Here is a 13,909-nt window from a genome sequence, read left to right on the forward strand (position 1 = left end):
CGCCGGCCCCACACCGTTTGTCTGTCTTGTCCTCAGCCCTGGAAGCGGACCATGAGTCCGAGCAGCACGATCGAGGACACCCACACGATGGCCACGAGCGTGGTGAAGCGGTTGAGGTTGCGCTCAGCGACACCTGACGATCCGAGGTTCGAGCTCATGCCGCCGCCGAACATGTCCGACATGCCGCCGCCCTTGCCCTTGTGCAGGAGGATGAGCAGGGTGAGGAACACGCTGGTGAGCACAAGAATGCTCGTCAATGTCCAGGTGAGGATGGAGTCCACAGTTGTCTGCCTTTGCGTACGTTGAGGAAAAGATGCTGTCAGAGAGTCTACTGCGACGAAGCCGCGTGGCACAAAGAGGCGAAGCTCTCCGGGTCGAGGCTCGCTCCGCCGACGAGTGCGCCGTCGACATCGTCATGGGCGACGATCTCAGCGACGTTCTCCGTCTTGACACTGCCGCCGTAGAGCAGCCGGACAGTGCCGGCGAATCCGGCATCGTAGAGCTCTTCGAGCCGGGAGCGGATCGCCGAGCACATCTCTGCAGCGTCACCGGCGGTGGCCGTCTCCCCAGTGCCGATCGCCCACACAGGCTCGTAGGCGATGACGAGACCGGAGAGCTCATCTGCGCTCAGCCCGTCGAGAGCCTTCTCCACCTGGCCGAGGGTGAACTGAACGTGCTCGCCGGCCTGACGGGTCTCCAGAGACTCGCCGACGCACAGGATCGGGGTGAGCTCGTGCCGCAGCGCTGCGCGCAGCTTCGAGGCGACGACCTCATCGGTTTCGCTGTGGTAGGCCCGGCGCTCGCTGTGCCCGACGATGACGTACGTGCAGCGCAACCGGTTGAGGAACGCCCCGGACACCTCACCGGTGTAGGCGCCTTCATCGTGGGCTGAGAGATCCTGCCCGCCGTAGGCGATCGGCAGCTTGTCGCCCTGGATGAGGGTTTGCACCGACCGGATGTCGGTGAATGGCGGCAGCACCGCCACCTCGGCCTTCTCGATGTCGACGCGGTGGTCCTTGAGCGACCAGGCGAGCTTCTGCACCGTGGAGATCGCCTGCAGGTGGTCGAGGTTCATCTTCCAGTTCCCGGCCAGCAGCAGGGTGCGAGTCGTGCTCATCGTTCCTCTATTCAATCGGCGAGTACGTCAAGGCCGGGCAGCGTCTTGCCTTCGAGGTATTCGAGGCTGGCGCCGCCGCCGGTGGAGATGTGGCCGAACTGGTCGTCGGCGAATCCGAGGCTGCGCACTGCGGCTGCGGAGTCGCCACCGCCGACGACGGTGAGCCGGCCCTCAGCCTGTCCGCCGTGCTGGTCGGTCAGGGCTTCGGCGACTGCCCGGGTGCCGGCTGCGAAGGCAGGGAACTCGAAGACGCCCATCGGGCCGTTCCAGAACACGGTCTTGGCTGCCGCGATCCGCTCAGCGTAGGTCCGTGCGGTCTCCGGTCCGATGTCGAGGCCGATGCCGTCGGCTCCGGCCGGGGTGGATTCGAGGGCATCGCTGCTGACGGTCCAGTGCTCGGCATCGGCGGCGAAGGAGGAGGCCATGACGATGTCGGTGGGCAGCAGGATCTCGACGCCGCGCTCCTCGGCAGCGGCGAGGTAGCCCTTGACAGTGTCGAGCTGGTCTTCCTCAAGCAGGCTGGAGCCGATGGCGTGTCCCTGGGCCTTGAGGAAGGTGAAGAGCATTCCGCCGCCGATGATGAGGGTGTCGGCGCGCTCGAGCAGGCTGGCGATGACGCCGAGCTTGTCGGAGACCTTCGATCCGCCGAGCACGACGACGTAGGGGCGGGCCGGATCGTGCAGGAGCCGGTCGCACACCTCGACTTCGGCGGCGACGAGACCACCGGCCATGTGCGGCAGACGCTGGGCGATGTCGTAGACGCTGGCCTGCTTGCGGTGCACGACACCGAAGCCGTCGGAGACATAGACGTCGGCGAGAGCTGCGAGCTCATCGGCGAATGCGCCACGCTCGGCATCGTCCTTGGAGGTCTCGCCGGCGTTGAATCGGAGGTTCTCCAGCAGCAGGATCTGGCCGTCTTCCAGTGCGGCAGCCTTGGTCTTGGCGTCCTCACCGACGGTGTCGGAGGCGAACTGCACCTCGCGGCCGACGGCTTCGGACAGGGCGGCGACGACAGGCTTGAGCGAGTACTTCTCCTCAGGGGTGCCCTTCGGGCGGCCGAGGTGGGCCATGACGATGACCTTGGCGCCGGCTTCGGCGAGGCTGCGCAGCGTCGGTGCTGAGGCGACGATGCGGCCGGTGTCGGTGATCGTCGTGCCGTCCATCGGGACGTTGAGGTCGCTGCGGACGAGCACCCGCTTGCCGGCCAGCTCGGCCGGCTGCTCCAGTTTCTTCACTGTCGTACCTTTCCTATGACTGTGCCCCGCCCGGCGGTCGCTGAGCCGCCGGGCGAGGCGCGATGCTGGTGTGGTTCAGAGGGTCTTGCCGACGAACTCGACCATCTCGAACAGACGCTGGGAGTAGCCCCACTCGTTGTCGTACCAGGACACGACCTTGACCTGGTTGCCAACAACGCGGGTGAGCTCGGCGTCGAAGATCGAGGAGTACTCGCTCATGACGATGTCCGAGGACACGATCGGGTCTTCGGTGTAGCCGAGGATGCCCTTGAGGTCGCCTTCGGAGGCCTTCTTGACCGCGGCGTTGACCTCTTCCGCGGTCACCTGCTTCTTCGGGTTGAAGGTCAGGTCGACGAGCGAACCGGTGGGCACCGGCACGCGCACGGCGAATCCGTCGAGGCGGCCCTTGAGCTGCGGCAGCACCTCGGCGACGGCCTTGGCGGCGCCGGTGGTCGTCGGCACGATGTTGATCGCGGCCGCACGCGCCCGGCGCAGGTCCTTGTGGTTGGCGTCGACGAGGTTCTGGTCACCGGTGTAGGCGTGCACCGTCGTCATGAGGCCGGCCTCGATGCCGAAGGCGTCGTCGAGGACCATCGCCAGCGGTGCCAGGCAGTTCGTCGTGCACGAGGCGTTGGAGATGATGTGCTGGTTCTGCGGGTCGTAGGTGCTGTCGTTGACGCCCATGACGAACGAGCCGTCAATGCCCTTGCCGGGTGCCGAGAGGATGACCTTCTCGGCACCGGATTCGAGGTGGGCTGCGGCGGCTTCGCGGGTGCGGAACTTGCCGGTGGCCTCGACGACGACATCGACTCCGAGGTCTCCCCAGTTGATGTCGTGCGGGTCCTTCTCCGCCGAGGCGTGGATGCGGTCTCCGTCGACGGTGAGCGATTCGTCGTCGTATTCGACGGTGCCGGGGAACTTCCGCCACACGGAGTCGTAGCGCAGCATGTGGGCGAGGTGCTTGTTGTCGGTCAGATCGTTGATGGCAACGATCTCGACATCGGTGTCGACTTCGTATGCTTGGCGCAGGAACGAGCGGCCGATTCGGCCGAAGCCGTTGATGCCTACACGAATGGACATTCCGATTCCTCCTGGGGTTCGGCGAGTGTTCCGGTATTCATCCTAGTCACGCTTCATGCGCCTCTGCAGGCTCAGCGGGGCGTGGATGTGAAGTTCACATGAACTGTGTCAGGCATCCTCAAGCATGTCCGGCGTCAGGCTCGATTCGGTGTTGGGCACGCCGAGCTCATCAGCCTTCTTATCGGCGGTGGCGAGCAGTCGGCGGATCCGCCCGGCGATCGCGTCCTTGGTCATCGGCGGGTCGGCCTGCTGGCCGAGCTCCTCCAGCGACGCCTGCTTGTGCTTGAGCCGCAGCTCGCCGGCGTACTTGAGGTGCTCGGGAATCTCGTCGCCGAGGATCTGGAAGGCACGTTCGACGCGTGCGCCCGAGGCGACCGCCGCTCGGGCCGACCGGCGCAGGTTGGCGTCGTCGAAGTTCGCCAGCCGGTTGGCGGTGGCGCGCACTTCCCGGCGCATCCGCCGCTCCTCCCACACCAGGCGGGTGGCCTCGGCACCCATGTTCGTCAGCAGGTCGCCGACCGCCTCGCCATCGCGGATGACGACCCGGTCGACCCCGCGCACCTCGCGGGCCTTGGCGGAGATGCCGAGGCGGCGGGCCGAACCGACGAGCGCGAGTGCCGCCTCGGGTCCGGGGCAGGTGATTTCCAGAGCTGCCGAACGTCCTGGTTCGGTCAGGGATCCGTGGGCGAGGAACGCGCCGCGCCAGGCGGCCTGCGCATCGGCCAGCGAGCCGTTGACGATCGCCGAGGGCAGTCCGCGCACCGGGCGCAGGCGCCCGTCGATGAGCCCGGTCTGGCGGGCCAGGGCGGCTCCGTCGTTGGCGACGCGGACGAGGTAGCGGCTGCCGCGCCGGATGCCGGAGGCGCCGATGACGACGACGTCGGCGGTGTGGCCGAAGAGCGACTTGATCTCTGCGCGCAGACGGCGGGCGACGATGTTGGTGTCGACCTCAGCTTCGATGACGATGGAGCCGGCGACGAGGTGTAGGGCGTTGGTGAAGCGCAGGATCGCCGACACCTCGGCCTTGCGGGCCGAGATGCGGGTGATGGCCACCCGCGCGAGCTCATCCTTGACCTGTGCTGTCAGTGCCATTGCGTCGAGTCCTTTCGATTGTCCACCGCTGCTCACCACTGTTCGTCGACGGTGATGCCAGCGTCAAGCAGCACGTCGCGATAGCAGGCGGCGAGCTTGAGGCTGTCGTGCTGGCTCTGCTTGCGTCCGCGCAGCGACCGGGCCCACAGCCGCGCCGCGAAGAGGCGCTGTGCTTTGGCTTCGAGTTCCGGTTCGGCCCGGGCGGCGTCCTCGTCGACGAGAACATAGTCGAAGCGCAGCCGCGGGGCGTGCGAGTGCAGTGATTCGAGGTGATCGCACAGGCTCAGATCGCGGGTCTCGGCCTTCGCACCGGGCAGGTTGAGGGTCAGGGTGCGCAGTGCATCTGAGGCGAAGATCGCCTCAGCGAGATCCGGGACGAGCAGGTGGGGCATGACGGAGGTGTACCAGGAGCCGGGACCGAGGTTGAGGATCTCGGCTGCCCGCACGGCGTCGATCGTCTCTGCGCGGGCGGGCGGGTTGTGCGGCACGAGCCGCACTTCGCGCAGGTGCCCGTCCGTTGCCGCCAGGGCCGACTGACCCTGCACCACCTCGGGCGCGGCATCGGGGGCGAACTGGACGTCGCCTTCGATACGCAGCGGCAGCGACGACATCGGCAGCACGCGGCCGTGGGCGCGCAGCAGGCGCGCCATCCAGTCGAGGCCTTCGACGTGGTCTCCGAGGAGCTGCCAGAGAGCGGAGATGAGGAGGTTGCCGACCGAGTGGTCGTGCAGCGGGCCGTCGGAGGAGAACCGGCTCTGGATGACATCGCGCCACACCCGGCCCCATTCGCCGTCGTCGCACAGCGCGGCCAGTGCCATGCGCAGGTCACCGGGCGGCAGGCCGCCGAGCTCTTGGCGCAGGCGACCGGACGAACCGCCGTCGTCGGCCACGGTGACGACGGCGGTGAGGTTCTCCGTCAGCAGCCGGAAAGCGCGCAGCGCAGCGTAGAGCCCGTGGCCGCCGCCGAAGGAGACGACCTGTGGGCCGCCGGTGCTGCGCCGCTGGCGCGCGGCCATGACGAACGGCAGCTCTTCGGTGTGGAGGCGGTGGGCGCTGGGGCTGTAGCTGCTCGGGTCGGGACGTGAGAATCCTATGTGCTGACTCATCTACTCGCGTCCCAGGTCGCGGTGGCGCACGGTCACCGATGCGGTCGTGCGCTCGGCCAGCCGGCGGCCGAGTTCCTCGCTCATGGCCACGGAGCGGTGCTTGCCGCCGGTGCAGCCGAGGGCGATCGTCATATGCGATCGATTCTCGTGTTCATAGCCTTCGATGACGACGTCGAGCGCGCCGAGGTAGCGGTCGACGAAGGCGAGGGCGCCGTTCTGCGAGAGCACGTAGTCGCGCACAGGTGCGTCGGTGCCGTTCTGGCCGCGCAGCTGCGGAATCCAGTAGGGGTTGGGCAGGAAGCGAACGTCGGCCATGAAATCGGCGTCGACGGGCACGCCGTATTTGAATCCGAAGCTCTGCACGGTGATCCGCAGCTGGTTGCTGTCGCTGCCGCTGAGCAGGGAGTGGACGTTGGCACGCAGCTGGTGGACGTTGAGGTCGCTGGTGTCGATGAGGATGTCTGACTGGTCGCGCAGCGGGGCGAGGGCCTTGCGCTCTTCGGTGATGCCGTCGATGAGGGTGCCCTCGCCCTGCAGCGGGTGGGGGCGGCGGACGGATTCGAAGCGGCGCACGAGGGCGTCGTCGTTGGCGTCGAGGAACAGCACCTTGATGTTGAGGCCCTGCGAGCGGTAGGCGCTGAGCGTCTGGTTGAGCTCGGAGAACATCTGGCGGGTGCGCACATTGGTGACGACGGCGACCTTCGGCAGCGATCCGTCGGCGCGGGCGACGAGTTCGACCAGCGGCGGGATCATCTGCAGCGGCAGGTTGTCGACGACATACCAGTCCATGTCCTCAAGGGCGTTGGCCGCCGTCGAACGGCCGGCTCCGGACATTCCGGTCAGCAGCAGCACCTCGACGTCGTCGCCGGTGCCCTCGATGGCAACCGGTGATGAGGCGTCAGTCATCGGCAGTCCCTTCTGCAGTGGTCTCATCTGCCTCAACAGTATCGGATTCTACTTCCGGGCTCAGTGTCCGGTGGATCTTCTCCGCCAGGGCAGGACCGATGCCTGGGGCAGCGGTGAGATCGTCGACCGCGGCGGCCCGGATCCGCTTAACGGAGCCGAAGTGCTTAAGCAGCGCCTTCTGCTTGGCCGCCCCGAGCCCGGGGATGCCGTCGAGGGCCGATGAGCGCTGGGCTCGGGTGCGCTTCTGCTGGTGGTAGCGGATGGCGAAGCGGTGGGCCTCGTCGCGGATGCGCTGGAGCATGAAGAGGCCCTCCGAGCCACGCGGGAGGATGACCGGGAACTCATCACCGGGCACCCACACCTCTTCGAGTCGCTTCGCCAGGCCGACGACGGAGATGTCGGTGATGCCGAGATCATTCAGCGCCTGCACGGCGGCGTTGACCTGCGGCAGCGCACCGTCGACGACGAGCAGGCTGGGCCGGTAGCCGAATCGCTCGTCGGGTTCGTCCTCGACGAGGCTCTCGAGGTAGCGGGAGAAGCGCCGGGAGACGACGTCGTACATCGCCGAGGTGTCGTCCCGCGCGGCATCACCGCTGATGGAGAACCGCCGGTAGTCGCGTTTCTTGGCCAGGCCGTCTTCGAATACGACGAGCGAGCCGACGACGTTCTGACCCGACATGTGGGAGTTGTCGATGCATTCGATGCGCAGCGGCGGCTCCGGCAGGTTCAGCGCCTGCTGGATCTCGCTCAGCGCTTCGCTGCGGGTGGTGAGGTCGGAGGCACGCTGCATCTTGTGCCGCATGAGCGCCTGCTCGGCGTTCTTGTGCACGGTGTCGAGCACAGCTTTCTTCTCCCCGCGCTGCGGGACCCGCAGTTCGACTTTCGTTCCGCGCTGCTCGCTCAGCCAGGTCGTGGCGAGCTCGACGTCGCTGGGCAGGGTGTCGAGCAGGATCTCCTTGGGGATCGCGTCGGCATCCATGCCGCTGTAAGCCTGTCGCAGGTAGTCGAGTGTCAGCTCCGCAGGCGTGAGGTCCTGGAGGCGTTCGATGATCCAGCCGCGCTGGCCGCGGATGCGGCCGCCGCGCACATGGAACACCTGCACCGAGGCCTCCAGCTCCTCGACGACCATGGAGAAGACGTCGACGTCGACATTCTGCGACAGCACCACGGCGCTCTTGTCGAGGACCTTCTCAAGCGCCTGGATCTCGTCACGCAGCTCGGCAGCGCGCTCGTAGTCGAGGTTCTGTGCGGCGTCGGCCATCTCGCGCTGTCGGCTGGAGATGAACTGACCGGTGTTGCCCCGCATGAAGTCGGCGATGTTGCGGGCCAGCTGCCTGTGCTCCTCCGGTGTCACCCGGCCGACGCAGGGGGCGGCGCATTTGTCGATGTAGCCGAGCAGGCAGGGTCGGTCGGTCTGCCGGGCACGGCGGAACACTCCGGCGGTGCAGGTGCGCACCGGCCAGGCTTTGAGCAGCAGGTCGAGGGTCTCCTTGATCGCCCACACCTGGGTGAAGGGACCGAAGTAGGTGACGCCCTTCTTGCGGCTGCCGCGGGTGACGAAGGCGCGCGGGTATTCGTCCTGCATCGTGATCGCCAGGTACGGATACGACTTGTCGTCGCGGAACATGACGTTGAATCGCGGGCGGAACTCCCGGATCCACGTCCATTCCAGCTGCAACGCCTCGACTTCGTTGTTGACGACGGTCCAGTCGACCGAGGCTGCGGTGTGGACCATCGTGAAGGTCCGCTGCATAAGCGCGGCTGGGTTGCTGAAGTACGAGTTGAGCCTGGCGCGTAGGTTCTTCGCCTTGCCGACGTAGATGACCCGCCGGTCGGCGTCGCGGAAGCGGTAGACGCCGGGCTGGGTGGGGATCTCACCTGTCGCCGGGCGGTACTTGCTCGGATCCACGGTTATGTCCGGTTAGCGAGCATCTCGGCCAGGAACTGCCCGGTGTAGGAGGACTCGATGGCCGCGACCTCTTCCGGTGTTCCCTCGGCGATGACAGTGCCGCCGCCGCGTCCGCCTTCGGGCCCCATGTCGACGATGTGGTCGGCTGAGGCGATGACGTCGAGGTTGTGCTCGATGACGATGACGGTGTTGCCCTTGTCGACGAGACCCTGCAGCACACCCAGAAGCTTGCGGATGTCCTCGAAGTGCAGGCCTGTGGTCGGTTCGTCGAGCACGTAGACGGTGCGGCCGCGCGAGCGTTTCTGCAGTTCGGCTGCGAGTTTGACGCGCTGGGCCTCACCGCCGGACAGCGTGGTGGCAGGCTGGCCGAGGCGCACGTAGCCCAGGCCGACTTCAACCAGGGTGTGCAGGTGCCGGGCGATGGCAGGGACCGCCGAGAAGAAGTCGGCGGCCTCCTCGATGGGCATGTCGAGCACATCGGCGATCGTCTTGCCCTTGAACTTCGCTTCGAGGGTCTCCCGGTTGTAGCGGGCACCGTGGCAGACCTCGCAGGGGACGTAGACATCGGGCAGGAAGTTCATCTCGATCTTGATGGTGCCGTCGCCGTGGCAGTTCTCGCAGCGTCCGCCCTTGACGTTGAAGGAGAACCGGCCGGGCTGGTAGCCACGGATGCGGGCGACTTCGGTTTCGGCGAAGAGCTTGCGCACGTGGTCGAACACGCCGGTGTAGGTGGCGGGGTTCGACCGCGGCGTGCGGCCGATGGGCGACTGGTCTACGTGGATGATCTTGTCGAGGTCTTCGTGACCGGTGATCCGCTTGTGGCGGCCGGGTACGCGGTTGGCGCCGTTGAGGTCGTTGGCCAGCTGCGTGTAGAAGATGTCGTTGACGAGCGTCGACTTGCCTGAACCGGACACTCCGGTCACGGCGGTGAAGACGCCGAGCGGCAGTGAGACGGTAACGTCCTTGAGGTTGTTCTCACGGGCGTGGTGGACGGTCACCATCTTCTTGCGGTCGACCGAGCGGCGCTGGGTCGGGATCTCGATCTGGCGCTGGCCGCTGAGATAGGCACCGGTGATGGAGCGCTCGGCCTTCGTGAGGTCGGCGACGGGTCCGGAGTAGACGACCTCTCCCCCGTGTTCGCCGGCGCCGGGTCCGATGTCGACGATCCAGTTGGCGGCCTCGATCGTCTCCTCGTCGTGTTCGACGACGATGAGGGTGTTGCCGAGGTCGCGCAGTTTGAGCAGCGTTTCGATCAGCCGCCGGTTGTCGCGCTGATGCAATCCGATGGACGGTTCGTCGAGGACGTAGAGCACGCCGACGAGTCCGGAGCCGATCTGGGTGGCCAGGCGAATGCGCTGCGCTTCCCCGCCGGAGAGTGTGCCGGCGGTGCGGTCGAGGCTGAGGTATTCGAGTCCGACGTCGAGGAGGAACCCGAGCCGGGCCCGGATCTCCTTCATCACCTGTGCCGCGATCGCCGCGTCACGGCCGCTGAGCTCGAGACCGGTGAGGAATTCGGCGGCCTGGTCGAGGGCCATGGTGGAGACGTCGGCGATCGACTTGCCTGCGATCTTGACGTGCAGCGCCTCGGGCTTGAGGCGGGTTCCGCCACAGGCGGCACACGGCACCTGGCGCATGTAGGACTCGTAGCGTTCCCGGGCGTGGTCGGATTCGGTCTCACCGTGCTTGCGCAGGATGTACTGGAAGACACCTTCGAAACCGGTCGAATAGGTCCGTTCGCGGCCGAACCGGTTCTTGTAGCGGACGTGGACCTGGTAGTCCTTGCCTTCGAGGATCGCCTTGCGGTGGGACTTCTTCAGGTCCTTCCACGAGGTGAACAGGTCGAAGCCGAGTTCATCGCCGAGGCCCTTGAGCAGCCGGTTGAAGTACTTCGCTGTCGTCTTGCCCTTCGACCACGGCGCGATCGCACCTTCACCCAGGGTGAGGTCCTCATCGGGCACGACGAGCGTCTCATCGACCTGCAGCTTCGTGCCGATGCCGTCGCAGACGGGGCAGGCGCCGAACGGTGAGTTGAAGGAGAAGGTGCGCGGTTCGATCTCATCGACGGTGAGCGGATGGTCGTTCGGGCACGACATGTTCTCCGAGAACGTCCGGGTGGTGCCCTCGTCGACGAGCTCGACATCGAGGCGCCCGCCGGCGGTTGCCAGCGCGGTCTCGACGGAGTCGGTGACGCGCTGGCGGATGCCGTCCTTGGCGACGAGCCGGTCGACGACGACGGAGATATCGTGCTTGTACTGCTTCTCCAGCTTCGGCGGATCGGTCAGCTGCACCTGCTCGCCGTCGACGACGGCGCGGGAGAAGCCCTTGGTCTGCAGGTCGGCGAACAGGTCGGCGAACTCGCCCTTGCGCCCGCGCACAAGCGGGGCGAGCACGATGAACTTCGTGCGCTCCGGCAGGGTCAGCAGCTGATCGACGATGTTCTGCGGTGTCTGCCGGGTGATCGGCTCACCGCATTCCGGGCAGTACGGGGTGCCGATGCGCGCCCACAGCAGGCGCAGGAAGTCATACACCTCGGTGATGGTGCCGACGGTCGAGCGCGGGTTCTTCGAGGTCGACTTCTGGTCGATCGACACCGCCGGTGAGAGGCCTTCGATGAAGTCGACGTCGGGCTTGTCCATCTGCCCGAGGAACATCCGCGCGTACGACGACAGCGATTCGACGTAGCGGCGCTGGCCCTCGGCGAAGATCGTGTCGAAGGCGAGGGAGGATTTTCCGGAGCCGGACAGCCCGGTGAAGACGACCATCGAGTCGCGCGGGATGGCGATCTCGACGTTCTTCAGGTTGTGTGCCCGGGCCCCTTTGACCCACAGCGTGTCGAGGTGCGATACGCCGCGGTCGGCCTCTGCATTCGCGGTCTGAGTAGTCACAGTGTGTACTTTAGTTCCCTTCACTGACATCGGTGATTTCAGCGCATCGGGCCGACGTCGAGGATCTCGACGACGACTTCGCCGGCGCTGTCGCTGGCGGCCACGTCGACGCGGGCGGTGATCGCCCAGTCGCGGTCGCCGTCGGGGTCGGCGAGGATCTGCCGGACTCTCCACTCCTCCTCGCCTTCGGTGATCTGCACATAGGCAGAACTCCGGGCGTCGCCATCGATGCGCAGATCGCCGTACTCCTCGTAGAAGTCCTCGATCGCGTTCTCCCACGCCTTGGCATCCCAGCCGGAGTCAGCGTCGAGTTCGCCGAGGTGGTCGTAGGCGGCGCGTTCGGCCAGCAGCACCCGGTGGAACATCGTATTGCGGATCAGCGAGGTGAACCGTCTGCGGTCGGAGCTGAGCGTCTGTGCGGCGGCCGGCAGCAGCGCCGGTTCGTCCTCGTCTCCCCCGCCCGCGGTGCGCAGGGCTTCCCATTCCTCGACGAGGCTGGAGTCGACGCGGGCGATGAGCTCGCCGAGCCAGTCGATGATCTCCTGCAGGCGCTCGTCGACGGCGTCGGCGGGCACGTTCTGCACGAGTGCCCGGTAGACGTCCATGAGGTAGCGCAGCAGTCCGCCTTCGACCCGGGCGAGCCGGTAGTAGGCGACGAACTGCGAGAAGTTCATCGACTGCTCGATCATGTCGGCGACGACCGCCTTGGGTTCGAGCCCGACCTCGCGCACCCAGGGCGAGGTCTCGGCATAGGCGTCGAAGGCGGTTTCGAGGATCTCGGCGTTGGGCTGCGGGTAGGTCAGCTCGTCGAGGATCGCCATCCGCTCGGTGTAGTCGACGCCGTCGGCCTTGAGCGCAGCGAGCTCCTCCTGTTTGATCCGGTCGAGCTGGCCCTTGAGGATCGTGAAGTGCACCGGGGTGGTCGCCTCGATGATCGAGAGCACGTTGAGCGCCCAGCCGTCGCCGTCGCGGTCGAACAGGTCGAGGGCGGCCAGCGCGAACGGCGAGAGCGGCTGGTTGAGTGCGAAGTGGGGGCCGAGGTCGCGCTGCAGGACGTAGCGCACCTCCGGTTCGCCGTCCGGTCCCGAGGCGTCGGTGACCTCCCGGCGGATGACGTCCGAGCGCAGCAGCGCGCGCCCGATCTTGAGCGCTTTGAGGTACAGGTCGATCTTCGCCGCGGCTGTCTCGTGGGTGGCGTCGATGAACCGGCGGATCGTGTGCACGCCGCTGCCGGGCCTGGAGAGCAGGTTGAGGATCGTGGCATGGTTGAGCTGCATGTGGGAGCGCAGCTCTTCGGGCTGGCCGGTCGTGAGCTGGTCGAAGGTCTCTTTGGACCAGCCGACGAAACCGGTCGGCGGCTGCTGCTTGCGGACCTTGCGCCGCTTCTTCGAATCGTCGCCGGCTTTGGCGAGGGCCTTCTGGTTCTCGATGACGTGTTCGGGGGCCTGCGCGACGACGTAGCCGACGGAGTCGTAGCCGGCCCGCCCGGCACGCCCGGCGATCTGCTGGAACTCGCGCACCGTCAGCCGGCGCATGCGCCGGCCGTCGAATTTCGCCAGCCCGGTCAGCAGCACAGTGCGGATGGGCACGTTGATGCCGACGCCGAGGGTGTCGGTGCCGGAGATGATGCGCAGCAGCCCGGCGCCGGCGAGCTGTTCGACGAGCCGGCGGTAGCGGGGCAGCATGCCGGCGTGGTGAACGCCGATGCCGTGGCTGAGCAGGCGCTTGAGGATCTGCCCGAACCCTTTGGAGAAGCGGAAGCCTTTGATCTCTGCGGCGATCGCCTCCCGCTCCTCACGTGAGCACAGGTTGGCGCTGACGATGTTGCCGGCCAGGGTCACGGCCTGGGCCTGGGCGAAGGAGACGATGTAGACCGGTGCACGGTCCTTGGAGATGAGCTGGCGCAGCGTTTCATGCAGCGGCTCCTCCGAGTACCTGTACTCCAGCGGCACCGGACGGGTCGCCGATGTCACGAGGGTGACGTCGCGGCCGGTGAGTTCGCTGAGGTCTGCGCTGATGTGGGACATGTCGCCGAGCGTGGCGGACATGAACACGAACTGGGTCTGCGGCATCTCCAGCAGCGGCACCTGCCAGGCCCAGCCGCGCTGCGGGTCGCCGAAGTAATGGAACTCGTCCATGACGACGAGTTCGACGTCGAGTTCGGCGCCTTCGCGCAGCGCCTGGTTGGCCAGGATCTCAGCGGTCGCGCAGATAATCGGGGCATCGGAGTTGACCGAGGAGTCACCGGTGATCATGCCGACGTTCTCGGCTCCCAGTGCGGCGGTGAGGTCGAAGAACTTCTCACTCACCAGTGCCTTGATCGGGGCGGTGTAGTAGGCGCGGCGGCCGGTGTTGAGGGCGGCGAAGAGCGAAGCGAGGGCGACCATCGACTTGCCGGAGCCGGTCGGTGTCGCGACGATCGTGTGGTCGCCGGTGAGGACGGAGAGGATGGCCTCTTCCTGTACCTCGTAAAGTTCGATTCCCTGCTCAGCGGCGTAATCGGAGAAGGCTGAGAACAGAGTGTCCGGGTCGGCGTGGTCACTCGGTATCTCAGGCAGCGTCGGCACGCATGTCTCCTC

The 13,909-nt window shown here is 66.7% G+C and carries 10 protein-coding genes; all 10 read right to left on the bottom strand.

Annotated features, from left to right (window positions below; all coding sequences use genetic code 11):
- Positions 1-32: 32 nt before the first annotated feature.
- Positions 33-281, bottom strand: a complete 249-nt coding sequence (gene secG, locus HLA91_RS07335) for a preprotein translocase subunit SecG (RefSeq protein WP_243743525.1) — start codon at positions 279-281, stop codon at positions 33-35.
- 47 nt (positions 282-328) lie between these two features.
- A complete protein-coding gene (gene tpiA / locus HLA91_RS07340; protein WP_102160220.1) occupies positions 329-1,117 on the bottom strand; it encodes a triose-phosphate isomerase in 789 nt (262 codons plus the stop codon).
- 11 nt (positions 1,118-1,128) lie between these two features.
- Positions 1,129-2,352: a phosphoglycerate kinase gene (locus tag HLA91_RS07345; RefSeq protein ID WP_170274141.1), complete on the bottom strand. Its 1,224-nt coding sequence runs from the start codon at positions 2,350-2,352 to the stop codon at positions 1,129-1,131.
- Positions 2,353-2,427: 75 nt separating this feature from the next.
- Positions 2,428-3,432: a type I glyceraldehyde-3-phosphate dehydrogenase gene (gap, locus tag HLA91_RS07350; RefSeq protein WP_170274142.1), complete on the bottom strand. Its 1,005-nt coding sequence runs from the start codon at positions 3,430-3,432 to the stop codon at positions 2,428-2,430.
- Between the two features lie 108 nt (positions 3,433-3,540).
- Complete coding sequence (gene whiA, locus HLA91_RS07355) at positions 3,541-4,524, bottom strand: DNA-binding protein WhiA (RefSeq protein WP_170274143.1); 984 nt, start codon at positions 4,522-4,524, stop codon at positions 3,541-3,543.
- Between the two features lie 32 nt (positions 4,525-4,556).
- Complete coding sequence (locus HLA91_RS07360) at positions 4,557-5,540, bottom strand: gluconeogenesis factor YvcK family protein (RefSeq protein WP_170274178.1); 984 nt, start codon at positions 5,538-5,540, stop codon at positions 4,557-4,559.
- Positions 5,541-5,630: 90 nt separating this feature from the next.
- Entirely contained in the window at positions 5,631-6,536 is a 906-nt protein-coding gene (gene rapZ / locus HLA91_RS07365) for an RNase adapter RapZ (protein ID WP_102160229.1), read from the bottom strand.
- Positions 6,529-8,445, bottom strand: coding sequence for an excinuclease ABC subunit UvrC (uvrC, locus tag HLA91_RS07370; RefSeq protein WP_170274144.1), 1,917 nt, complete (start codon positions 8,443-8,445; stop codon positions 6,529-6,531). Before uvrC ends, rapZ begins: the two co-directional genes overlap by 8 nt.
- Before the next feature lie 2 nt (positions 8,446-8,447).
- Positions 8,448-11,360, bottom strand: a complete 2,913-nt coding sequence (gene uvrA, locus HLA91_RS07375; protein ID WP_170274145.1) for an excinuclease ABC subunit UvrA — start codon at positions 11,358-11,360, stop codon at positions 8,448-8,450.
- Between the two features lie 8 nt (positions 11,361-11,368).
- Positions 11,369-13,897: a DEAD/DEAH box helicase gene (locus tag HLA91_RS07380; protein WP_170274146.1), complete on the bottom strand. Its 2,529-nt coding sequence runs from the start codon at positions 13,895-13,897 to the stop codon at positions 11,369-11,371.
- Positions 13,898-13,909: the final 12 nt, after the last annotated feature.

The organism is Brevibacterium luteolum (assembly GCF_013004595.1).
GTDB classification, from domain to species: domain Bacteria; phylum Actinomycetota; class Actinomycetes; order Actinomycetales; family Brevibacteriaceae; genus Brevibacterium; species Brevibacterium luteolum.